The sequence below is a fragment of the Nonomuraea sp. NPDC049714 genome, from assembly GCF_044465295.1.
GTDB lineage: Bacteria > Actinomycetota > Actinomycetes > Streptosporangiales > Streptosporangiaceae > Nonomuraea.
Genome location: NZ_JBITLM010000004.1, coordinates 281,131 through 301,059 on the forward strand (window position 1 = coordinate 281,131; position 19,929 = coordinate 301,059).

Below are 19,929 nucleotides of genomic sequence, written 5' to 3' on the forward strand. Positions count from 1 at the left end.
AAGGTGATGCCCTCGCGCGCGGGGCGTGAGGGCATACGTGTTGCTGCTGGCGGAAGTGTTACACAGCCTGCGGCGGGTGGGCAAGCTGGACCATTCCGTGACTGTCGGGATCAGACGTATTTGTCCACGCCGAGCGCTTGAAAGAACTCTTCCGGGATCGTGGTGTCGATGGTGTCGCCGATGCCCACCACGAATGCGCAGCCGGGTGGCGGCACGTAGAAGGGCGTCAAGGTGATGAGGTCGCCGATGCCTGCTTCGACGGCGGCGGCCTGTATCCGTTCGGCGTCTTCGACATTGCAGACAACCATGCGCTGGGCGGCGTTGGTCTGGCACCAGAATTTGAGGTCGGTCAGCCAGTCGTCACCCACGCTGCTCCCCGTTCTCGTCGAGGCCGAGGTGGTCCAGGATCTCCCGCGTCGTCTCCGCGTTCGGGCCTGCGCCTTTCTCCCCGCACGTGCACCACCAGGTGCTGTGTCCGGTCGCCCGGATGATCGGCTCGCCCTGGTCGTTGAAGTCCTCGTACTCGCCCTGGTCGACCTTGACCTCGTGGTCTCCCACGGTGATCGAGTTCCTCATCTGCTGCTCATCTCCTCGTCGGCGACGCTGGCCAGCAGGGTGGCGGCGGCGGACAGCTCCCGCAGCTGCTCCGCCCCCATCGCGGCCAGCGCGTGCTGCAACTGGTCGAGGTCGCCACGGTACGCCCACCCCATCGCCCCCTGCGCGGCCAGGATGTGGCCGGCCCGGGTGATGTTGTGTTGCAGGCTGGCTGCTGTCTCTTGCAGGTCGCGCGCCCACTGCGGCGGCTCGTCCCCGAGCGGCTCGGTGGCGAGTCCTGCGAGGCGGAGCCCTTCGGCCAAGTCGATGTCGAGCACGGCGCACAGTTTGTGGACGGTGCGGGCGATGGGCGGCACCGTGTTGACGGCGAGCCGGTCGTAGGTGACGCGGCCGATGCCTGCATGGCGGGCGAGTTCTTGTTTCGACCAGCCGCGTTTCGCACGTTCGAGTTCGGTGCGCTGATGGAACGGGGCCGCCGGGGGGCTGCTCACGAGGTGCCTTCCGACCCAGCGCGAGCATCGAGCACGTCCGGAGGGCCGCCCAACCCGCGACACCTGAACTCGGCGTAGCTGCCCGCCGCGAACCGCGTCTCCTCGATGAACACCTGCGAGGTTGAGCCGTCCGGGAAGCGGAGCACGGCGTCGCCGCTCCACGGCCCGGTCCAGGTCTGGATGATCTGCGCTTCGGCGGTCCAGCCGTCGTCGTCCTCGCAGACGAGCGCAATGACCGTCAGGTTGCCGAAGTCCTTCTCCAGGGTGGCGGGGCCGTGGTAGACGCCGGGCGGGTGGAGTGCTCCGCAGCCGACCCGGTCGCAGGGCGGCGGGGGCTTCCATGCTCTGATCATGTTGGCGGTTTGCTTGTTCATGACGCTCGCGCCTCCTGCTGCTCGTGCTCGTCCGCCTGCCGGGCGTACTCCCGGTCATGCTCCCCCTGCGTCAACAGCCTCCCGCACACACACTCGAAGTAGCCATCCTCCCGCCGCGAAACCTGCCGCTCCCGGCAGCGCGGACACGCGATCGGCGACCGGCGCGACGCCGGATCCACCTTCGCCATCGCCCGCAACCTGCGCTGCCAGCGCAGCACCGACAGGCCGAACTCCACCGAGCCCGGGTGCAGCAGCAGGTCGTCCAACTGGTCGAGCAGCCAGCTCACGCAGGCAGCCCGAGCGTGCGCGCCCCGAGCCCTGCGCGGCCTGGGCCGGTAGCCGCGCGCCTGCCGCCACTGATCCTCCACCTCCACCAGGTCGCCGAACAGCTCGTCCAGCGATTCGACGATCGTCTTGTGGTCTACCGGCTTCACCCCGTTGGGGCCGGCCATGGCGGCGCCGCGGTGGCCGTCGATGCTGGCGGCGAGGATGGCGGCGGTGTCGTCGAGTTCGGCGAGGGCTTCGCGGATGACGCGAGCGCACCGGTGATCCCAGACGGGGGCTCCGGGGGTGACGGGGGTGGTGGGCGGCTGGGGCGGGGCGGGGCGTGCGGGCCGGTCGTCGCCGGGGATGTCGAGCCATGCGGCCATGTCGGCGGTGTGCTGGGTTTGGGCGGTGTCGTAGGTGTTCCAGGCTTGGCGGGCGCGGTGGTTGCACGGGCCTGGGCAGGCATCCGGGTTGATCGGCACGGGTCACTCCCCCTTGGTGGTGATCTGCTTGTTGGCGCCGCACCAGCAGGCGTGCGCGGTGATGGTGAGGCGGTCGATGCTGCCGGAGAGGACGGCCCAGCGGTGGCGGTGGAAGAGGCGGCGCAGGAAATTCATCGGTGCCCTGTTCCACGCCAGAGGCAGACCGGGCCACGAGCGGGCAACGGGGGCGGCGGGCTCGTCCTGGTTGACCGCCACTCCAGCTCACTGATCGGGCGCCAGCAGTAGGGGCACTCTGTCTTGAGCGCCGGGTAGTCGATCCATTCCAGGCAGACGAGGCAGCTCATCGGCGCCGCCGGTGGTACTCGCGCTTCACCCGCGACGCGTGCGGGCCGGGCGTCCCGAAGAACCGCTGGTAGAAACGCCAGGGGAACCGGCCGCGCAGCGTGATCGTGTACCGCCTCGGGGTAAGCCATTCCGGGAGCGGCTCAGGCTCGTCTTCGAAGATGAGTCCGTCGTTTCCGATGTAGCCGATCTCGGTCCAGCCGGGTTCGTCCGGGCTAGTGCCGAGCGGGGCGATCCAGGCGCGGTTCATGTGCGTGCCTTCCGGTAGCGGAACACGATCTCGCCGTCGCTGCCGACCGTGATCTCAACGGCGCGGGAGTAGCGCCAGCGGTCGCCGAGCTCGTCGCGGAGCCGGTCGAGGACTTCGACGATGACGAGCTGGTCTGCGGGCGGGTGGACGCTGTACTCGACGATCTCCAGCGGTGGATGTCAGCCACGGGTCAGTCCTCTCCGTCGAGTGCCCGCCGGGTGGGGCATGGTGCCGGGCTGATGCAGGTGGTGCACAACGTGTCGGACTCAGCGTGGGCGGCGACGAGTTCGGCCGGGCTGGGGTGCAGGAGGCGGGCGCGGGCGATGGCGGTGTCGGGTTGGTTCACGTTGCCTCGTTCCGGTGGTTGCTGGTTGGGGTTGGAGCGTTCCTGCACGGGGCTGTGGTGGCCGCTGGCAGCCTCAGAGGCTTGTCCGGGTGTCGTGATGACGGAATGTCGGGAGAAACGCTCACAGCGGCTCTCAGACGGGTGCGAGTCCGGCCGCAGCGGCTGCGGCGTTCAGTGACGACGTAGCCGATCCGCTCAACCGTCTGCCAGCGGTGCAGGTGCATCACGGCGCCGCCTCTCCGGCGATCTCCAACAGGACGCCAGGCACAACCGTCGGCACCAACGCGCGCTGCTCAGCCGTCAACTGCAGCCCGTCCAACAGCCGCCCGATCACCCGAGCCAACGCCGCGCCGTGCAACTCCTGCACCCGATCCTCAAGCCGGGCCGCCGTCCGCGCCTCAATGCCCAGCCGCGTCATATCCGTCAACGTCTTGCGGTACTCGACCATCAACTCCTTCCACGCCTCCACCAGCACGTGAAGCCGCCGCACCAGGTTGGCGTCCGTGTACTCCAGCCGCCCGGCCTCGTCCAGCTCGTTCACCCGCACGCCGAGCACATCGACGGCGTTGCCCATCCGGCCGGCCACCCGGGCGAGCTCCCACGCCGGGTCGTAGACGGGTTCGGCGTCAGGGTCGGCGAGGAGACGGCGGACGATCGCTGACGCCTCCGCTTCGACGATCCGGCGTTCGGCGGCTGCCATGACTTGGGGTGCTTTGCCGCCGTGTTGGGCGCACACGGTGGAGCCGCGCATCGGCCAGTGGGTGCACCGTTTGCCGGACCGTTTGGCGGTGGCTGTGCATTTCTGGCCTGCGGTGAGGTCGGCGGGTGGTGTGTCGCGTGGTGGGGTCATGCGGCGCCTCCGGTGGTGGGGACCGTGCTGGGGACATTGGGGACCGTGCTGGGGTGTGCGTCTGTGCGCGGGAGCGTCTGTGCGCGTTTCCGCAGGTGGGGGGATATGAGATAAGAAAACAACAAGATCGTTATTAAACCTTTTGGGGATGTCCCCAGCACGGCGAGTTCTGTGTGTGCGCGCGCGAACAGGGCAGATACGGTCCCCAATGTCCCCAACGAGCTTTCTAGGGCCCCTGACCTGCGCTTTCGCTGGGGACATTCGCCCCCCCAACGGTCCCCAATGTCCCCAGCACCGGGGACACGTTGGGGACATTGGGGACCGTTGGGGGGAACGATGTCCCCAACGTCTCGCCGACTCACTGGTCACCCCGCACCAGAAACATCCCCGTCGCCTGCCGGCGCCCCGCACCGTCCAAGCGCGCACAGCTGGCCAGATGACGAGAGCGGACCAGACCGCAAAGCGCCGTCTGCAACGTCGCCGCCGTGTACCACTTCGTGCGCTTCGCGCCCTGCTGCGCGTCCCGCAGGGTGAACTCTGTTTTGCCTGTGCGCTTCAGCCACTCCAGGACCCACTCCGTCCCCTCGCCCGCCGGGGTGGCCGCGCGCTTCTGCCAGCTCGCGTAGATGTGTTCGGCGTGCCGGAGTGACCAAATCCCGAAGGCGATGGCGTGGTTCATGGTGGCCGCGCTGATCGGCTCCGCGACCGGCCGCCCGTCCGCCAGGTGGAACACGCCGGCGAGCCGCAACACTTTGCCCGCCAGCTTGCCCACCCAGTCGGTCATGTGCGCGTACCGGCCCACGACCGGCTCCAGGTGCGGCTCCAGCCGCATCCGTAGTTCCCGGAGCATGCTGTGCGCTCCGTCCTCGATGGCCAGGACGTGCGGCTCTTCGTCCTGGCAGGCCCGCAGGCTGTAGGCGTGGGCGACGACGGCCTCCCAGCGGGCTGCGACCACCGGCGATATGGGCGGCGTGTCGATCTGCCGCTTCCCCAAGGTGGACTCGGGGAAGACGAGGAAGAACCGACCCATGAGGCCGCGTTCCATGGCGCCGTCGATCCCGGCCGCCTTCTCCAAGACGTGCGGCTGGGCGAGGATGCCGACGACCAGGGACGGCTTGGTGAGCATGAGGCTGCCGCGCATGACCCGGTCGACGCGGACGGGGCTCTGGTCGTACGCCTTCAGGTAGAGGTCGAGGTTCGGCCCGTTGTCCTTGCTGTAGCGGCCTGCGATGAGGGAGAACACGCCGCCCTCGTCGGAGATGACGCCGAGCGCCTGCCCGTTCTCGTCGAGCCGCTGCGAGAGGGCTTCGACGGTGATGTCTTCGACCAGCACGGCGGGCATCGGTCCTGCGTCGGCGGGCATCTCTTCGATTCGCACCTGCAGTTCCATCAGGTCCTGCTCGACGCGTGCGCGATCTGCTCCTCTGGCGCGGCGGAGTTCCTGCTTCAGGTCTCTGTCCTGCGCTTCGAGGTCGGCCTTGTCCCGCTTGAAGGTTTGGACCCCGTCGAGGTATTCGGCGATCATGCGTTGTTCGATCTGGCGTAGTGGCGCGGCGGCGAGTCGTACGACGTCGGTTTTCCGTTCGCCGGAGTGCATCGTGGTGGCGGTCCAGACGATCGATGGCTGCCGCCATCCGTTGCGCCCGTCGACCACGACTCGGCCGGATGTGGCGGCGGACAGGATGCTGATGGATATGAGGGCAGGGGCTTCGACGGGCACTTGCAGGTGCTCGGCTACGGCGGTCACGAAGTTCCTCAGGCCGACGGGCAGCATCGTGGCGACGTCGAGGGGTGGAGGCTTCGCCCCGCTTCCTTCTACGTCTTCGGCGTCGTCTTTGAAGTGGGCGCGTGCGGCGTTCGCGTCGATGTAGAGCCCGGCCATGATCTGCGCGTCGGTGGTGTGGTCGCCGCGGTTCGGGTCGTCAGGCCAGGGCGGGTCTTCTCCTGTGCGAGTGCTCATGGGGATTTGGGTGATGTGGTCGGTGGGTGCGTCGGGGAAGGGCACGTCGTCGGGCGGCGTGTTGGGTGTCCAGGGGCGTACGGTGCAGCGCTGGCGGATGTGGTCGAGGATGGCGGGCCGGAGGCTGCGGGCGGCGGGGCTGGCGTCGGGGTGGCCGGCGGCGGCGCGGATGAGGTCTGTGGCGGCGGCGCTGGTGTCGCCGTGGTGGTGCCAGTGGGCGAATACTTTGCCGTGGGTGAGCCGGTGGCCTGCGCCGGAGGGCAGGTCGAGTGCTTCGCTGTGGTTGACGCAGACGTGGGGCCAGGCGCGGATGCTGTAGGCGCTGCTGGCGCCGTCGCGTCTCCAGAGTTCGGCGCCGTCGCGTTCGCTGCCGACGTAGGTGAGGCCGTACGGCTCGAACAGGTCGCGCCATTCGCACACTTCATCGAGGGCGTCGAAGGGGCCGATGGTGCCGGGCGTGTGGTTGGCGGGTTGGGGTCGGGTGGGCGGTTCTCGGTGGGCGGGTGGTTGGGGGTCGGGCAGGTCGATGGTGTAGAGGAGGATGGCGAGCTCGTCGAGGGTGTAGGTGACGCCGGACGCGCCTTCGAGGATCCGGCATTCGCGGCCGAGCGCGGTCTTGCGGTTGATGGTGCCGGGGACGCGCAGGACGCGGGAGAGGTCGCCGACGCCTTGGCCGTAGCTGTAGCCGAGTTGTTCGGAGGCGGCGAGGATGACGAGTTGCCAGCGTGCGGTGAGGGTGCCGATGTCGTCGTGTCCGCCGGGCTCGATCTGGTGGCGGTCGGTGAGGAGCCACCAGGGGTAGAGGCCGCCGCCGGAGTGGATCCACATGGTGGGTTCGGGTAGGGGTGAGGTGTCGATGATGCGGCGGGCGTCGTCGACGGTGGCGGGCAGTTTTTCGGTGGTTTTGTGGCCGGGGCCGGCGATGTCGAGGTCGGCCCAGAAGCCGGGGAAGGACAGGGAGAGGTCGGCGAGTCCGCGGCGGCCGGGTGGGGGTGCTGCGGACAGGGTGGTGACGCGGGCGTAGATGCCTGCCCGTTGCTGCCGGTCGAGTCGTGCAATGTAGCTGACGGCGGCGTCGAGTCCGGCGTCGTCGGTGGGGTAGAACTCGCCGACCCAGTTGCCGGTGGAGACGATGTTGATGAGTCCGGGGGCGTCGCCGTGGAGCGTCGCGAGCCATCGCCGTGCCTGTTCGAGGTCGGCTGCTGGCGGGTCCTGCGGGGTGGTCAACGGTCCCCCTTGAGTGGTGGTGCTGGGTGGTGTTCGGGCGGGAGGGCTTGGGTGGTTCAGCGCGTTTTTCGCCGGGTCAGAACAGGGCGTCCTGCGGGCCGTCTTCGAGGGGTTCTTCGTGGACGGGCCCGGCTTTGGCTGCCTGCTGCCGGTGTTTGGCCGCGCACCGATCGCAGGTGAGGGCGCTGTAGCAGGTCCTCCCGGGTACTCGTCCGGTGATGATGAGCGCGGCGGGCCGGGTGCAGGTGGAGCACGGGTGTGTCACCGCGGTCCCCGCTCACGGCTGGCCCGCTTCGGTGAGCAGGTCGGTGTCGATGGCGAGCACCAGGCCGGGGGCGAGGCGGACGAGGGGGCGTCCGTCGAGGTGGGCGCGTGCTGCGATGGCGGCGACGCCGGCGGTGAGTCCGGCGTCGACGAGGCGGCGCATCAGGTCGGCGACTTGTAGTTCGCGGGTGGGCCAGGTGCGGTTGTTGCCGGTGCCGCCTTGGTGGTGGGGGTGCAGGTATCCGGCGCGCACCCAGTGATCCAATCTGCGGTAGGTGAGGCCGCGGTCGGTGACCTGCTGCAGCGTGAGGCTCATGCCGCTTCACCTCCGGGGTCGGCCCTGGGGCAGGGCGGCCCGCCGGGGCAGTAGCAACGCAGGGGCGCGCAGTGGGCGTCTTGGCCGGGTTCTGGCTGGCCTTTGAGTGCGGTGGGGGTGCAGGCTGGGCATCGGCTGCCGCTGATGTAGAGGCGGGTGGGGGTGCCGCCGCAGTGCTTGGCTGCGGCGGCGTCCCAGCGGGTGCACGGGGCGGTCACGACAGCCTCAGCGCCATGACGAGCTGCTTGTGGCTGCCGTCCTCGCTGGAGAACAGGGCGGGCTTGTTCGGCTCGGTCATGCCGATGCGTGCCTTGCCGGGGATGGCGCCGAGGGCGTCGAGGAGGAAGCCGGATTGGAAGGCGATCTCGATGGGTTCGCCGTCCAGCGCGCTGTCGAGGGTTTCGTTGCCGCGGCCGATGTCGTCGCCTCCGGCGCGCAGGGTCACCTCGCCGTCGGTGAAGGCGAGCCGGATGGCGGTGCCGGTCTTGCGGTCGGCCACCAGGCCGACCCGCTTCACTGCGGCGGCCAGCGCGGGGGCGTCCACGGTGGCGGTGATGGTGGTGTCCATGGCGACGCGGGCGCGGTAGTCGATGAACTGCTCGTCGAGCAGCCGGACGGTGGACTGTCGGTCGCTGGTGGTGAAGGCGGCCATGCTGTCGTTGATCGCGAGCTGGACGGGTCCGTTGCCGAGGCCCTTCACGATGTCGTGGAGGTGGCGGCCGGGAATCATCGCGCTGATCGGGCCTGCGGTGGGGTTCCAGGTGGTGTCGGTGACGGCGATCCGGTAGCGGTCAGTGGCGGCGAGCGTGAGCTGGTCTCCGTCGGTGTCGAGGCGGATGCCGGTGAGCATCGGCAGCGTGTCGTCGTTCGAGGTGGCCGGGTGGACCTGGGCGACGGCGGCGGCGAACGAGTGGGCGTCGATGGTTCCGGCCGGCTCGGGCGGGGTGGGCAGGGTCGGGTAGTCGTCGGCGGGCAGCAGGCGGAGGGTGAAGTCGGATCGTCCGGCCCTGATGGTGGCTTCGGTGTCGGTGGCGGTGAGGTCGACGATGAGCCTGTCCGGCAGGGCTTTCGCCACCTCGGCGAGGAGCCTGCCGGGGGCGACGATGCGTCCGGGTTCGGCGACTTCGCAGGCGATGGTGGCGACGGCGGAGGCGTCGTAGTCGAAGGCGCTGACGGTGAGTTTGTCGTCGCTGGCGTGGAGGAGGAGGCCGGAGAGGACGGGGACGGTGGGCCGGTTGGGGATGGCTCGGGCGGCCCAGGCGATGAGTTCGGCGAGTGGTTTGGGGTCGACGGTGAGCTTCATGCTGCGGACTCCACGGTGATCAGGTCGGCGAGCGGGAACAGGGTGAGCCGGTCGTCGGCCTCGGGCAGGGTGAAAGGCTCGGGGGAGACGAGGGAGACGGCGGGTTCGCACTGGTGGGCGTGCTTCCAGGCGATGGCCTGCTGCTTGGTGGTGAAGATGGAGGCGCAGGCGTTCCAGCTCTTCTCTTCTGCGAGGGAGAGGCGGCAGGTGTTGCAGCGGGCGTCCCAGAGCGGGTAGCCGTCGGCTTTGAGGCAGGGCATGCAGACTTTGCCGTTGTTCGGGTTGAGCCAGCCGGTGCCTTCGATGGGGGCGGGGACGACGTGGAGGAGGTCGGGGCAGTTGGCCCGGGTGTGGCCGACGGTCCCGCCGGGGTACCAGGGCCGGATCCAGTCGGCGATGTTGGTGGCGGTCATGCTGGTGTCCTTTCGGGCTGGCGCGGGGTGACGGCGATCCGGTAGCCGAGGGCGGCGAAGTAGCGCTCCAGGGTGGCCAGCACGACGGGTGCTCCGGCGGCGGCTTTGCGTTCGGTGTTGCCGACGGCGGATTCGGTGACGTGCAGGTGGGCGGCCATGGCGAGGCGGGTGGTGTGGTGTCTGTCGCGGAAGCGGGCCAGGTTGGGGAGCACTTGTTGGAGGGGGCTGATCGGCTGGTTGCCGCGCATGATGGTGAGTTGCTGGTTGAGGGTGGCGGCGTAGGCGTAGGCGTGGTTGATGCGGGGGGTGGTGTGGCCGAGTTCCCACCGTCGGAGGGCGGATTCGCTGACGCCGATGGTGTGGGCGAGGTGTCGTTGGTGGATGTCGGCGGCTTGCCGGTGGCGGCGTAGCTGCTGGTGGGCTGGCGCGGTGTAGGCGTTCACGCAGCTACCTGCCGTCCGGCACGGTCCAGCAGAATGCGCAGCGCGTGGGCGGCCTGGGCGGGGACGACGCCTTTGCCGCACGCGGTGATGCACGCGTTGCGGTAGGCGGGGGCGGACATCCCTTCAGGTCGGGGCACGTCGGTGACGTGGCCGGCCGGGAGGCCCATCATCCACTCGGTGAAGCGGGGGCTCAGCTGCTCGGCACCGGATCGTCCAGGCTGAGTTGGTCGGGGTGCGGGCCGGCTGAAGACGCGTTCGTGCCGGTCGATCGCTGGTCGGTAAGGGCCCCAGTCGACGCCTGATGCGCTACCTCGGTGAGAAGCATCTCCTCTGCGCGACTCCCGCCGCGTCGAGTGCGCCCGCGAGTTGAGTCGCTCGCTGCGGGCGTCGGCAGCAGTGCCATCACGACGCCCGGCAGGAGCAGATCCCCGCGGTTGTTCACCTGGTTGCCTGAGATGTTGGACGTGGTCGGGGTGGGCAGCAGCTTCACCGCCGTCCGCAGATCCATGCCGCCGTTCCCGTGTAGGCCTGCCCCGTTCGTGTCCGAAGACCGCGGGGTCGGCAGTAGCTGGCCAGGCGAGGATGAACTCCCGCCACCGCTCGTGGCAGGCGCCCACTCCGGACGCGGGAAGGCCCGTCCATTCCGCATCGAACCCGAGCTCGGCCAGGTCCCCGAGTACAGCTCCGAGTGCCCGCAGATCAGGTTCGTCCTCGACGTCTCCCAGACACCACGGGCAGGGTTCCACGTCGCTGTCGGCTCGGGCACTGAGAAGACCCCTTACGTTCTCCAGGAAGATGAACGGTCCCGGCTCGCCCGGCTCGCGCATCGCCTGCTGGGCGCGGATGGCGTCGACGATGTTGAACCACAGCCCGGATTGCACGCCCGCGACGAGTCCTTCGCGGCGGCCGGCGAGGGACATGTTTTCGCAGGGCCAGCCCGCGATGATGCCTTCGACCTTCTCGACTGTGGCCCAGTCGAGTTTGGTGATGTCGCCGTGGTTGGGCACGTCGGGCCAGTGGTGGGCGAGGATGCGGGAGGCGAACTGCCACCGGTCCGGTTTGTCGTCCTTGTCGGGTGGTTCGTACTGGCAGAACCAGGCGGTTTCGGCGCCGAGCACTTGGTGGACGGCCATGTCGAGGGCTCCGGTGCCGGAGCAGATGCTTCCGATTCGGTGGCTCATGCGGCGTTCACCGCCTGCGGCCAGGCCACTTTGGCGAGGGCTTCCCGCTGCGCCTTGGGCAGCGTGACGAGCGGGTGGCCGAGGTGGTCGAGTCCGGCCGCGCGCAGCCACCAGGCGTCGACTTGGTTGTCGTCACGCAGGTCGAGCCCGGCACGCTGGAACAGGGCCATGCGCATGTCGGCCTTGGTCGCGTTGCCCTTGCCGGTGGCGTACTTCTTCAGGCTGGCCGGGGTGACGAGCGCATACGGCACGCCGAGCGTGAGCAGGGTCATGCGGATGGCGCCGTGCACCATGCCGGTGATGCCCGCCCCGTGAGCGTGGGTCGGCAGGTCCTCCACCATGGCGAGGTCGGTCTGGCCGTTGATGCCCACGGCGAGGCCGACGTGTTCGGCGATGTAGAGCAGGCGCTGGTCGCCGATGCCGGGGGTGGGGCGGATGGTGGCGGTCACGAGCTGGCCGGCTGCCAGGTAGGCGACGCCGGTGGCGGTCATGGACAGGTCGAGCCCGGTCACGTTGGGCGGGGCCGCCGCCCCCGTGGTGGGGGCGGCGGTGGTCGGGGCGGTCATCGGGCGCCTGCCATGGCGGGCGTGGGGTACTCGTCCCAGGTGCGGCCGTCGAGCTCGCGGCCAGCGGCCTTCTTGCCGATGCGCCAGACGCCCTGCCAGGAGCCGGTGTTGGGCACCTCGTGCTCAGGGAGCGCCTCGCCCGTGTCGTCGTTGACGTACAGGTCCGGCTCACGCCAGCCGCTGCCCGCCTCCCACGTGTAGGCGCCGCGCTGCTTGAACAGGTAAGGCACGCCCGCGTTGACGCACTGGTCGCGGATGAGCCGTGGCCAGCCAGGATGCATGGGCCGTGCGCCCGGGCCGGACTCACCGCCAGCAATCACCCAGTGCAGGCGGGGCAGTTCGCCAGTGCCTGCGCACACCGAGCACTGCCCTTCGTCCCAGCCCTTCGTCCCGCTGCCCTGACACTCTGCACACTCGCCATCGAGCCATTGACCGTTCAGATCCACTGCGCCAGTCAGCGGCTCGGCGGAGATGAACCGCACCGCAGCCGGCACCTTCAGCAGGGCGGGGATGCGGATGTCGGCCCACTTCTGGTTCTCGACGGAGACGCCGAGCCAGACGTTCGGCAGGACGCGCGGCGCGCCGAGGTGGTCGTTGAGCTTCTCGTCCGGCTGGACGTAGGCGACGGAGCCGCGCACTCCGCGCTGCCGCTCCTCGGTGGTCGCGGAGCGCCAGGCGATCCGGCGGACGATGGAGCGCATGCGGTCGTGCCGCTTGGTCAGGATCTGGTAGGTGTGCTGCGGCGTATTGGCCATGACGGTCCACACGCGGGCGATGAACTCTTCGGGGACGTCTTTGTGGAACAAGTCGCTCATCGAGTTGACGAACACCATCTGCGGCGTGGTCCAGGTGAACGGCATGGAGAGGACGTCGGCGTGGACGCTGAGTCCGAAGCCGGGACCGGAGGTTCGCGGGTTGCCGTCGCGCTGGTACTTCGCCGACCCCATGCCCTTGAGCCGTTTGGCCAGGGTGAGGGCGTAGCAGTTGTCGCAGCCGGTTGAGACGCGGTCGCATCCGGTGGTCGGGTTCCAGGTGCGGTCGGTCCATTCGATGGCGGTCATCGGGTCTCCTGCTGGCTGGTGGCGGGCGTGGCCGGCGGTGCGAGGTGGCGCATCAGTTGCCGCCGTGCCGGTCGGGCCGGAGTTCTTCATGCGAGGCGAGGAAGCGCTGCCAGGCGTCGCTGTCGGCGGCGAGCCGTCCTGCGACGTTGATCCTGATCTGCTGCCGTTTGGCGGCCCGTACCTGCCGGTCGAGCCGGAGGGCTTTGCGGTGGAGGAGTGCGGGCCTGGCGAGTTTGGCGGCGGCGATGGCGGCTGCTGCGAGGCAGACGGTGGCGGCGGTGATTGCGAGCGGCGTCACAGCGTCGCCTCCGCCTGCTCGTCGTCGGCTTCGATCGCCGCGTAATACTCCGAGAGCTTGATCCGCTCCCAGATGTCCAGGTCCACCCGCTCTTCGGGGATCGGTTGACTCCACGTTGCGAACAGGGCGTCGTCGATGACCCGTAGCCCGCAGGTGAGCAGGGCGAGGCTGACGAGGCACTCGCCCGGCATGCCGGGCAGGCTGGCGCGCGGGTCGGGCTGGCGCAGAGCGTCGAGCTTGGCGGCGATCGCCTTGCCCGCCTTGGTGCTACGCCGGGGTACGAGACGGCCGTACCGGTCGATGCGCCACCCTTCCGGCACGTCGCCGTCGTCGTGCTCGATGCCTGCGATGTAGCCGGTGATGTTGATCGTCCAGACCTGGCGCTTGCCGAAGCCGTGCTCGGCGAGGAACGCCTTCATCTGCTCGCCCCACGCCTCGCGGGCCTTGGCCGTCTCATGCCAGCGCTTGAGTACGTCGGCGTTGGTGGTGCGGTAGACGGTGAGGTCGCGTTCGTTCATGACGTGGTCTCCTCTCGGGCGGCGTTGCGCATGGCGGTGACCACGTGTTCGACGGTGTGCTCGTCGGACCAGGCGCCGAGTGTTTCGTCGTAGGCCTTGGCCGGGTCGAGGCCGAGGTGGGTGACGAGCAGGTCGGCGGCTTCGCAGGCGTGCACGAGCGCGGGGTGGTGCATGCGGTCGTCTTCCCAGGCGCGGGCTGGGAGTCCGCAGGCGTCGGCGATGGCGCCCATCGGGTCGACGGGCCAGGTGTCGGGGTCTGGGTTGAGGGCGGGGGTGGTGTAGTCGTTGTGGGCGAGCCCGGTTTCGACGATCCGGTTGGCGGCTCGGAGGAGGACGGGCCTGGCTGCCAGGTTGAGCGCGGTGACGGTCATCACGCGCCCGCTTCCTGGGCGGCCTTGCGGGCGATCTCGGCGCGGCGGGCGCGGATGATGGTGTTGCCCTCGTCGTTGTCCACGCCGACGGCGAGCAGCGACGGGCACGGCCAGTACACGTTGTCGTCGGGGTCGTCCGTGTCGTCGGGCGTGCAGTGGGTGCAGATGAAGCCGCCGAAGATGAGTTCGTCGTACTCGTGCAGGGCGAGCAGCCGGTCCCGCTGGCCGTGGAGCCGATCCACCTCGGCGAGGAGGTCCTTGCGCGCGGACTCCAGTGCCCACACGTCAGGGTTGTGCGGGGCGTCGGCGGAGCAGGAGTCCACGTTGAGGTCGCGGATCTCGGCGAGGCGCTCGTTGGTGATGGTCATGGCTGTGTCCTTCGAGGTGTGTGGCTGGGCCTGTACGGCCTGAGGAGGGCCACCCGGGGCAGGGGCGGCGGGAGGCGTCATGCTGCGGCCTTGTGCTTCACCAGGGCGGGCATGACGACCGTCGCCTCCGGATCCAGCAGGGCGGCCAGGACGGCGGCCGCCGCCTCCAAATCCGGCGACACCAGCGGCACGACGGCGTGCTCCGGCGTCCAGAACATCGCCCAGCCCGGGATGAGGATCGCCGCCTCGCCGTCGCCGCAGTCCGGGCACACGTCCAGCCCGGCCGAGGTCTGCTTCCAGCCGGCGCGGACTGCGGCCTGCCGCAGCTGCTGGCGGGGGGTCAACTCGGGGTGGTCGACGACGATGGTGTGGTCGTAGCGGGCCGGGCACAGGTCGCAGTCGAGGTGCCCGTCCGAGGTGAGGGTCGGTGTCACGGCGTCCCCTTCGGAGGGTTGCGGTGGTGTGGTGGGAGGAGGTCGCCGCGCTGTTGGCGGCGGGTGCGGAGGGCGGCAGCTACACCGACTGACCCCCACAGCCAGTCGTCGGCCCAGTTGGATGCGTCTTTGGGCAGGTGGGCGTCCCACTCCCCGGCGGGGGTGTGCCGGCGGTCGAGCCAGGCGCGCCAGCGTTGCCGCCGCTCCCAGACGCGGGCGCGGAACGGCTTTGGGAGGCGGCGCCAGGTCCGGCGGATGAGGCCGGGGTATACGGGTGTGGCGGTGCGGTGGCGGCCCATCTCACACCACCTGTCGCCGCGCTGCTTCGGCGGCTGTGACGGCGACATCCCATGCGGCGGTCTGGCCCTGGCAGTCGGTGAGGAGCTCGGCGAGGTCGTCCACCTCGACGTTGGTGAGGTCGCGCGGCGCGCCGATCTCCCGGCCGAACAGCCGGCCCAGGTCGTGCAGTCGTTCGGCGCCGGACAGGGCGGGGGTGAGTCCGTCGAACAGTTCGCCGATGTGCCGCTCGGTTTCCGTCCGGCGCTGGGCGGCCTCGACCTTGGCTGCGGTGAGCCGGGTGATGGCCTGGTCCGCTTGGTCGGCGGTCAGGTCCTTCGTTGAGGTCACCGTTACGCCGAGGTGTTCGGCGATCCACGCGAAGCGCGCGGCGTCGTTGGCGGCGGTGGAGCCCTTGCCGGTGTGGGTGGTGATGCCGGTGTCGGTGAACAGGATGTTCATCTCGCGGAGCCGGTCGGGGTGGGCGGCCTGAGCCGGAACCTGCGGCTGCTCGGCGGCCGGGGCGTCTTGGGCTTCCGGCTGCTGCGGTGCGGGCGGTGTGGGGGTGGCGATCTCGGCGACCGTGACCGGCTGCTCGCTGGCCGGGAACGCCTCGTCGCGGGTGACCTCGCCGCGGCGCAGGCTTTTGAAGAGCACTTCGAGCTGTGCGACGTCGTGCGCGGTCCACGCCGTCGCGGGCTTGCCCTGCTTGCGCTCTAGCTGGTCCTGGGTGATGCCGCCGCCGGCGAATGCCTTGATGGCCTCGTCGATGCGCTGCGGCAGCGTCTCCCCTTGGCGGCCTGCGGCGATGGTTTCGTTGCACAGCTCTTTGGCGCGCTCGACGAACCAGGGCGGGAGGACGGCGAAGATGGCCTCACGGACGCGCCGGCTGCCGTTGTTGGCGTTGTTCTCGTAGATGTCGCGCATGTCGGTGAGGACCTGAGCACTGCCGCGGGCGTCGCGCTTGTGCGGGACGATGAACGTGTGGGCGATGCGGGTGTTCGTCTGGATGTCCCAGGCGAAGGCCTGCATCTCGGACTGGTGGCCTTCGTCGTCGCGGCGCATCTCGTGCAGGCCGTGCTGGATGTTGCCCCAGCAGCGGGCGAGTTCGCGGGCGAGGTGGATGGACGGCCCGTTCACGGTTCCCCCGGCTCGGGGGAAGGAGTAGAACGCCCGCGACGCCATCTCCATCTGGCGGCAGGACCGCTCCATCTCGGCCACGGCGCGGTCGAGATTGCGCGGCACCTGCTGGGCCATCACCATGGCGGCGTGCACTTCCGCGACGGCGCGGGACTGCTCGACGGCGGTGGCCTGGCCGACGCGCGACGGGGCGGGCAGGTTGATGGTGGCGGGCGTGTTGGGGCTGCTCACATGGACTCCTCGTAGAGCGCGGTGGCCGCCCACGGCGGCGTTTCGATGAGGGTGATCTTGTTGCTGTAGCCGGGCCACGTGTCGGTGGCGGCGCAGGCGGCGTAGAGGTCGATGGCTCGCCGGTTGAGTTCGCGTCCGAGCTGGAGGCTTTCGCGGTCGAGCTGGACGATGTTGACCAGGTAGGGCGGCTCTTTCTCCTGGAAGACGAGGCACATGGCCGGGTCTCCGTCGATGCCGAGCGACGCGATTCCGTCGCGGTACCAGTCGAGTTGGATGTGGTAGCCGTAGTTGAAGATCGCCTTGGTAATGGCGGCTTTGTTGGCGCTGGTCGTCGTCTTGTAGTCGGCGATGACCATGCGCCGGCTGGTGTTGTGCGGGAGGTGGTCGAGCAGCGCCCGCCGCCACACGCCTGTCTCCCGGTCCGGCCAGAGCAGGGTCTGCTCCGGGTCGCCGCGGTCGGGTGACAGCAGGGTGCGGGCGTCGGTGTGACGGCGCAGAGCTGCCGCCATGCCGTGGACCATGTCCCACTCCGTGCGCTTGAGCGGGATGCCGCCGCGTGCGCGGATGTCGGCGACCTCGGCTTTGGTCTCCTTGTCGTCCCACCGCGCCTTGTCCACAAGTACGAGGTCGGGGCCGGCGCCGAGCACGAGCTTGTGCGCGGCGCTCCCGATCTCGAACGTCTTCTTGGGGCCAGGCGGGTTGAGCTGCTCCCACCGGAACCTGGCGGGGCAGGACGGCGGCAGGAGCTTCCGCGCGCCCGAGCTGGACAGCGAGCGGCCAGGGACGGGGTCGCGGTGGTAGTCGGCCTCGGGGATGTCGTAGACGCCGGGGACGATGGCGGGTGCGTCGGCGAGGGCGGTCACTGGCCGCCGTCCTTGCGGTAGACCAGCGTGAGCTCGATGGCGTCCGCCATGAGCTCCTCGGGCGTCTTCACCTCCGCGTCCTCCGGGCCGCGTTCGACCGGCACCATCACGATCTCGGCGGGTCCGCCGTTCCGTGTGATGGCCTGGGCGAACCACTGGGAGGCGATGAAGCCGGACGGAAACCCGTCGTCCCAGACGTCGCCAGGCTGCGGCGGCCAGTGCCTCGGTGGAAGGCCGACCTCCTTGCGGACGGCGGCGGCGACATACGGCTGTAGCCGGCCGTCGTACTCCATCGCGTCGAGCACCCTGAGGGCAGCGGCGATGCGGTCGTCGGTGCTGGCCTCGCCCGCCCGGGTGATGGCGGCTTGGGGCGGCATGATGTATCGGCGGCCGTGCTCATCACGGATGGAGAAGGTGCCGGTGCTGTGGTCGATGGTGCGCTCGTAGGCGAATTCGACGCCCTTGATGACGACGTCGACGAGGGTGCCGGGCTGCAGCCGGGCGATGTGGACGTCTACCTTGTGGTCAGTCACGGTCGTTCTGCTCCTCGCGGTAGGTGTCCTCGTCGTTGGGGGTGAGCTGCGCGCCGCCGCGCACGCTCGGCCGGGCTGTCTCCTGCGGGTGGCTGCCACGGCAGTGGGCGCGCGGGTCGTCCCCGCATGCGAGGTCGCTGCGCCCGGGCGGCGGGTAGTGCGAGACGGGGCTGCCGTTCTTGCGCTTGACGATGTTGCGGCCGCAGACGGGGCATGTTGTGCGGGGCCGGCTCATGTGCACCCCTTGCGGCAGGTGGTGGCGGTGCCCCAGTTGGGTGCGCCGCAGGAGCAGACGCGGGTGTTGGTGGTGGTGGGGTCGAGCCACGGCAGGTCGGGCTTGCTGCTGGCGGGCTTCTTCGGTGTGGCCTTCACGACCTGCCTCCCGTGCTGGCTGCGAGGTGCTGGGCGGCGAGCCGCTCGACCACGGCCCAGCAGCGCGTGCAGGCGTAGACGGCGCCGGGGCGGCGGGTGGCGTCGTGCCGGTTGCACCGGCCCACCTGGCAGGGGCGGGTCATCGGGTGCCCTCCTCGGGCGTGCCCGCAGTTGCCCGCCATGCCCTGATGTCAGCGATCGGGGCGCCTTCTGGGTAGTCGTTGAGCGCGGTGGCGGCGGCCAGGGCGAGCGTCGCGTGTACCTGGGCCTTCGCCAGCGTCCGCTCCATGGCGACCTGGTCCGTACGGCCGCTCATGCTGCATTCGGCTTTGGTCAGGTCCCTGAGGAGGTTCTCGGCTCGTTGGTAGTGCTCGGGTCCAGTCATCAGGCGGCCCTGCCGTATCCGCCGGAGATGAGGTCGAGGTGAAAGCCGACCTCGACGACGACGTCGTGGGCGTGGTGGTGGGCGTGCACGTCCTGGTAGCGGACGGCGACGCCGTCGAGTGCGGGGTGGGTGTGGAGGATGCGGACGGGCTGCCCGTCTTCCCATTCGGGTGCGGAGACGAGCAGGTCGGCGTGCAGGTCGAGGGCGATCACGGGGCACCTCTTTCGGACGCGTCGGCGGCGGCGCGCATCTGGGTGGCCATCTGGGCGGGGGTGCGGAGCTGCGACCAGCGGCGCAGGTCGCGGCTGGGGTCGCGGTCGGTCGCGTAGTTGAGGTGGGTGGCCAGCGCGAGGCGGGCCTTGTCGAAGAGCTGGTGGTCCCACCTGTCGGTCACGTCGTAGACGGCGGACATCAACGCGGAGGCGGGGGTGCCGCTCTCGCCCCTCTCGATGAGGTCGGCGGCTCGGCGCAGGATGTTGGCGGTGGACATCAGGAGGACACCGCCGCAGGCTGCTCGGTGACCGGCTCAGCGCCGTTGAGGCAGTCGCATCCGTACTCGTCGCACGCGTTCGGCCACTTGCTCGACCGCGCCTTGCGGTCGTAGTAGCGGCGACCTGTGTGCCCGTCGTAGAGCAGGTGGCCGCACTCCCCGCACATGGCGCGTTCGTCCTGGTCGAAGTCCCAGTAGTAGCCAGCTTTGTCGGCGGAGACCACCGCTTCGATCCCGTAGCCGACGCAGTTGCCGGGGCCGATGTTCTCGCCGTCGCTCATCATCTGCGCGGCTTCGTCGGCGCTCTCGGCCGTGACCTTGTACTCGTAGTCGTGCGTGGCCCGGATGATGTATTCCTTCGCGGTCATCGGGTCACCGCCGCAGCGTCGTGCTCCACCAGCAGGGCGGCGTCAGCCAGCGCGGCACCCACCTGCGCGCGGGTGCGCCTGCGATCCCACATCGACACGTCGCGCGGGTGGCAACGCAGACGGCGGGCCAGCGCCTCAACCGCCTCCCCCACCAGCAGCTCATCCCGCGTGACGGTGCGGAGCGCGTCCGGCAGGGAGGCGTTGACCGGCTGGGCGACATACCGGGCGGCGGTCCGCAGCACCGCCGCGACGCGGGCCGCACGGACGGCGGGAGGGTGCATCATGTCGGCGGCCCGGCGGAGCAGCGAGGCCGCCTCGTCGCGGTGGAGACGCCACACCGTCCGGTTGAGGCCGTACCGGGCTGGCATGCGGGCGTGCAGCGCGTTGAGGGCGTCCTGCGCCTGCTCGACGGTGGTGCCGGCGGCGTGGAGCGCCTGGTGGATTTCGAGGCTGCCGACGCGGGCGTGCCGGAGCGTCTGCAGGTGGTCGGCGGCGGCGTACAGCACGCCGGGCACGCTGGTGACGGTGGTGGTCGGTTCTGCGAGGATGGTGGTCACGGTCGCGTCCTTTGGTTGTGGTGGATGCGTTCGTTGCGGGGCCTGGCCGGGCGTGGCCGGGCCCTGCTGCATG

The 19,929-nt window shown here is 69.9% G+C and carries 34 protein-coding genes; all 34 read right to left on the bottom strand.

All coding sequences use genetic code 11. The annotated features are described in order from the left end of the window. Positions 1–110: 110 nt before the first annotated feature. The 34 genes from ACIBQX_RS18835 to ACIBQX_RS19000 all read right to left on the bottom strand — a co-directional run bounded on the left by ACIBQX_RS18835 (position 111) and on the right by ACIBQX_RS19000 (position 19,856). A complete protein-coding gene (locus tag ACIBQX_RS18835) occupies positions 111–368 on the bottom strand; it encodes a hypothetical protein (protein ID WP_397006042.1) in 258 nt (85 codons plus the stop codon). After that, entirely contained in the window at positions 361–576 is a 216-nt protein-coding gene (locus ACIBQX_RS18840) for a hypothetical protein (protein WP_397006044.1), read from the bottom strand. Before ACIBQX_RS18840 ends, ACIBQX_RS18835 begins: the two co-directional genes overlap by 8 nt. Further along, positions 573–1,046, bottom strand: a complete 474-nt coding sequence (locus tag ACIBQX_RS18845; RefSeq protein ID WP_397006046.1) for a helix-turn-helix domain-containing protein — start codon at positions 1,044–1,046, stop codon at positions 573–575. The genes ACIBQX_RS18840 and ACIBQX_RS18845 overlap by 4 nt, the downstream gene beginning before the upstream one ends. Continuing rightward, positions 1,043–1,420 carry a hypothetical protein gene (locus ACIBQX_RS18850; protein WP_397006048.1) on the bottom strand — a complete coding sequence of 126 codons (378 nt, stop codon included), beginning with the start codon at positions 1,418–1,420 and terminating at the stop codon, positions 1,043–1,045. Before ACIBQX_RS18850 ends, ACIBQX_RS18845 begins: the two co-directional genes overlap by 4 nt. Then, on the bottom strand, positions 1,417–2,169 hold the full coding sequence (locus ACIBQX_RS18855) for a hypothetical protein (protein WP_397006050.1): 753 nt from the start codon (positions 2,167–2,169) through the stop codon (positions 1,417–1,419). The genes ACIBQX_RS18850 and ACIBQX_RS18855 overlap by 4 nt, the downstream gene beginning before the upstream one ends. 3 nt (positions 2,170–2,172) lie before the next feature. Beyond that, positions 2,173–2,385: a hypothetical protein gene (locus ACIBQX_RS18860; RefSeq protein WP_397006052.1), complete on the bottom strand. Its 213-nt coding sequence runs from the start codon at positions 2,383–2,385 to the stop codon at positions 2,173–2,175. Positions 2,386–2,470: 85 nt separating this feature from the next. Then, positions 2,471–2,722 (bottom strand): hypothetical protein, encoded by a 252-nt coding sequence (locus ACIBQX_RS18865; RefSeq protein ID WP_397006054.1) that lies wholly within the window; start codon positions 2,720–2,722, stop codon positions 2,471–2,473. 190 nt (positions 2,723–2,912) lie between these two features. Continuing rightward, entirely contained in the window at positions 2,913–3,068 is a 156-nt protein-coding gene (locus tag ACIBQX_RS18870) for a hypothetical protein (protein WP_397006055.1), read from the bottom strand. A gap of 223 nt (positions 3,069–3,291) precedes the next feature. Then, a complete protein-coding gene (locus tag ACIBQX_RS18875) occupies positions 3,292–3,918 on the bottom strand; it encodes a hypothetical protein (protein WP_397006056.1) in 627 nt (208 codons plus the stop codon). 358 nt (positions 3,919–4,276) lie between these two features. Beyond that, positions 4,277–7,105, bottom strand: coding sequence for a YfjI family protein (locus tag ACIBQX_RS18880; protein ID WP_397006057.1), 2,829 nt, complete (start codon positions 7,103–7,105; stop codon positions 4,277–4,279). A gap of 277 nt (positions 7,106–7,382) precedes the next feature. Then, positions 7,383–7,685 (bottom strand): MerR family transcriptional regulator, encoded by a 303-nt coding sequence (locus tag ACIBQX_RS18885; RefSeq protein WP_397006058.1) that lies wholly within the window; start codon positions 7,683–7,685, stop codon positions 7,383–7,385. Positions 7,686–7,899: 214 nt separating this feature from the next. Continuing rightward, positions 7,900–8,988, bottom strand: coding sequence for a DNA polymerase III subunit beta (gene dnaN / locus ACIBQX_RS18890; protein WP_397006059.1), 1,089 nt, complete (start codon positions 8,986–8,988; stop codon positions 7,900–7,902). Continuing rightward, the gene (locus ACIBQX_RS18895) at positions 8,985–9,401 is read right to left on the bottom strand and encodes a hypothetical protein (protein ID WP_397006060.1); all 417 of its coding nucleotides are present in this window, start codon (positions 9,399–9,401) and stop codon (positions 8,985–8,987) included. The genes dnaN and ACIBQX_RS18895 overlap by 4 nt, the downstream gene beginning before the upstream one ends. Continuing rightward, positions 9,398–9,844: a multiprotein-bridging factor 1 family protein gene (locus tag ACIBQX_RS18900; RefSeq protein ID WP_397006061.1), complete on the bottom strand. Its 447-nt coding sequence runs from the start codon at positions 9,842–9,844 to the stop codon at positions 9,398–9,400. The genes ACIBQX_RS18895 and ACIBQX_RS18900 overlap by 4 nt, the downstream gene beginning before the upstream one ends. After that, positions 9,841–11,025: a DNA cytosine methyltransferase gene (locus tag ACIBQX_RS18905; protein WP_397006062.1), complete on the bottom strand. Its 1,185-nt coding sequence runs from the start codon at positions 11,023–11,025 to the stop codon at positions 9,841–9,843. Before ACIBQX_RS18905 ends, ACIBQX_RS18900 begins: the two co-directional genes overlap by 4 nt. Then, a complete protein-coding gene (locus ACIBQX_RS18910; protein ID WP_397006063.1) occupies positions 11,022–11,591 on the bottom strand; it encodes a hypothetical protein in 570 nt (189 codons plus the stop codon). Before ACIBQX_RS18910 ends, ACIBQX_RS18905 begins: the two co-directional genes overlap by 4 nt. Then, positions 11,588–12,652, bottom strand: coding sequence for a DUF5131 family protein (locus tag ACIBQX_RS18915; protein WP_397006065.1), 1,065 nt, complete (start codon positions 12,650–12,652; stop codon positions 11,588–11,590). Before ACIBQX_RS18915 ends, ACIBQX_RS18910 begins: the two co-directional genes overlap by 4 nt. 52 nt (positions 12,653–12,704) lie before the next feature. Further along, complete coding sequence (locus tag ACIBQX_RS18920; RefSeq protein ID WP_397006067.1) at positions 12,705–12,950, bottom strand: hypothetical protein; 246 nt, start codon at positions 12,948–12,950, stop codon at positions 12,705–12,707. Beyond that, the gene (locus tag ACIBQX_RS18925) at positions 12,947–13,468 is read right to left on the bottom strand and encodes a hypothetical protein (protein ID WP_397006069.1); all 522 of its coding nucleotides are present in this window, start codon (positions 13,466–13,468) and stop codon (positions 12,947–12,949) included. Before ACIBQX_RS18925 ends, ACIBQX_RS18920 begins: the two co-directional genes overlap by 4 nt. Next, positions 13,465–13,842: a hypothetical protein gene (locus tag ACIBQX_RS18930; protein ID WP_397006071.1), complete on the bottom strand. Its 378-nt coding sequence runs from the start codon at positions 13,840–13,842 to the stop codon at positions 13,465–13,467. Before ACIBQX_RS18930 ends, ACIBQX_RS18925 begins: the two co-directional genes overlap by 4 nt. Beyond that, positions 13,839–14,207: a hypothetical protein gene (locus ACIBQX_RS18935; protein WP_397006073.1), complete on the bottom strand. Its 369-nt coding sequence runs from the start codon at positions 14,205–14,207 to the stop codon at positions 13,839–13,841. The genes ACIBQX_RS18930 and ACIBQX_RS18935 overlap by 4 nt, the downstream gene beginning before the upstream one ends. A gap of 77 nt (positions 14,208–14,284) precedes the next feature. Next, the gene (locus ACIBQX_RS18940) at positions 14,285–14,641 is read right to left on the bottom strand and encodes a hypothetical protein (RefSeq protein WP_397006075.1); all 357 of its coding nucleotides are present in this window, start codon (positions 14,639–14,641) and stop codon (positions 14,285–14,287) included. Next, entirely contained in the window at positions 14,638–14,940 is a 303-nt protein-coding gene (locus ACIBQX_RS18945; RefSeq protein WP_397006076.1) for a hypothetical protein, read from the bottom strand. Before ACIBQX_RS18945 ends, ACIBQX_RS18940 begins: the two co-directional genes overlap by 4 nt. Before the next feature lies 1 nt (position 14,941). After that, on the bottom strand, positions 14,942–16,288 hold the full coding sequence (locus ACIBQX_RS18950; protein ID WP_397006078.1) for a hypothetical protein: 1,347 nt from the start codon (positions 16,286–16,288) through the stop codon (positions 14,942–14,944). Next, positions 16,285–17,151: a PD-(D/E)XK nuclease-like domain-containing protein gene (locus ACIBQX_RS18955; RefSeq protein WP_397006080.1), complete on the bottom strand. Its 867-nt coding sequence runs from the start codon at positions 17,149–17,151 to the stop codon at positions 16,285–16,287. Before ACIBQX_RS18955 ends, ACIBQX_RS18950 begins: the two co-directional genes overlap by 4 nt. Further along, complete coding sequence (locus tag ACIBQX_RS18960; protein ID WP_397006082.1) at positions 17,148–17,684, bottom strand: hypothetical protein; 537 nt, start codon at positions 17,682–17,684, stop codon at positions 17,148–17,150. Before ACIBQX_RS18960 ends, ACIBQX_RS18955 begins: the two co-directional genes overlap by 4 nt. Further along, the gene (locus tag ACIBQX_RS18965) at positions 17,677–17,919 is read right to left on the bottom strand and encodes a hypothetical protein (RefSeq protein ID WP_397006084.1); all 243 of its coding nucleotides are present in this window, start codon (positions 17,917–17,919) and stop codon (positions 17,677–17,679) included. Before ACIBQX_RS18965 ends, ACIBQX_RS18960 begins: the two co-directional genes overlap by 8 nt. Further along, positions 17,916–18,056, bottom strand: a complete 141-nt coding sequence (locus tag ACIBQX_RS18970) for a hypothetical protein (RefSeq protein WP_397006086.1) — start codon at positions 18,054–18,056, stop codon at positions 17,916–17,918. The genes ACIBQX_RS18965 and ACIBQX_RS18970 overlap by 4 nt, the downstream gene beginning before the upstream one ends. Further along, on the bottom strand, positions 18,053–18,199 hold the full coding sequence (locus ACIBQX_RS18975) for a hypothetical protein (RefSeq protein WP_397006088.1): 147 nt from the start codon (positions 18,197–18,199) through the stop codon (positions 18,053–18,055). Before ACIBQX_RS18975 ends, ACIBQX_RS18970 begins: the two co-directional genes overlap by 4 nt. Further along, on the bottom strand, positions 18,196–18,441 hold the full coding sequence (locus ACIBQX_RS18980) for a hypothetical protein (protein WP_397006089.1): 246 nt from the start codon (positions 18,439–18,441) through the stop codon (positions 18,196–18,198). Before ACIBQX_RS18980 ends, ACIBQX_RS18975 begins: the two co-directional genes overlap by 4 nt. Beyond that, positions 18,441–18,653: a hypothetical protein gene (locus tag ACIBQX_RS18985; protein WP_397006091.1), complete on the bottom strand. Its 213-nt coding sequence runs from the start codon at positions 18,651–18,653 to the stop codon at positions 18,441–18,443. The genes ACIBQX_RS18980 and ACIBQX_RS18985 overlap by 1 nt, the downstream gene beginning before the upstream one ends. Then, a complete protein-coding gene (locus ACIBQX_RS18990) occupies positions 18,650–18,931 on the bottom strand; it encodes a hypothetical protein (protein ID WP_397006093.1) in 282 nt (93 codons plus the stop codon). The genes ACIBQX_RS18985 and ACIBQX_RS18990 overlap by 4 nt, the downstream gene beginning before the upstream one ends. Next, positions 18,931–19,299 carry a hypothetical protein gene (locus ACIBQX_RS18995; protein ID WP_397006095.1) on the bottom strand — a complete coding sequence of 123 codons (369 nt, stop codon included), beginning with the start codon at positions 19,297–19,299 and terminating at the stop codon, positions 18,931–18,933. The genes ACIBQX_RS18990 and ACIBQX_RS18995 overlap by 1 nt, the downstream gene beginning before the upstream one ends. Next, the gene (locus tag ACIBQX_RS19000; protein ID WP_397006097.1) at positions 19,296–19,856 is read right to left on the bottom strand and encodes a hypothetical protein; all 561 of its coding nucleotides are present in this window, start codon (positions 19,854–19,856) and stop codon (positions 19,296–19,298) included. Before ACIBQX_RS19000 ends, ACIBQX_RS18995 begins: the two co-directional genes overlap by 4 nt. Positions 19,857–19,929 lie beyond the last annotated feature (73 nt).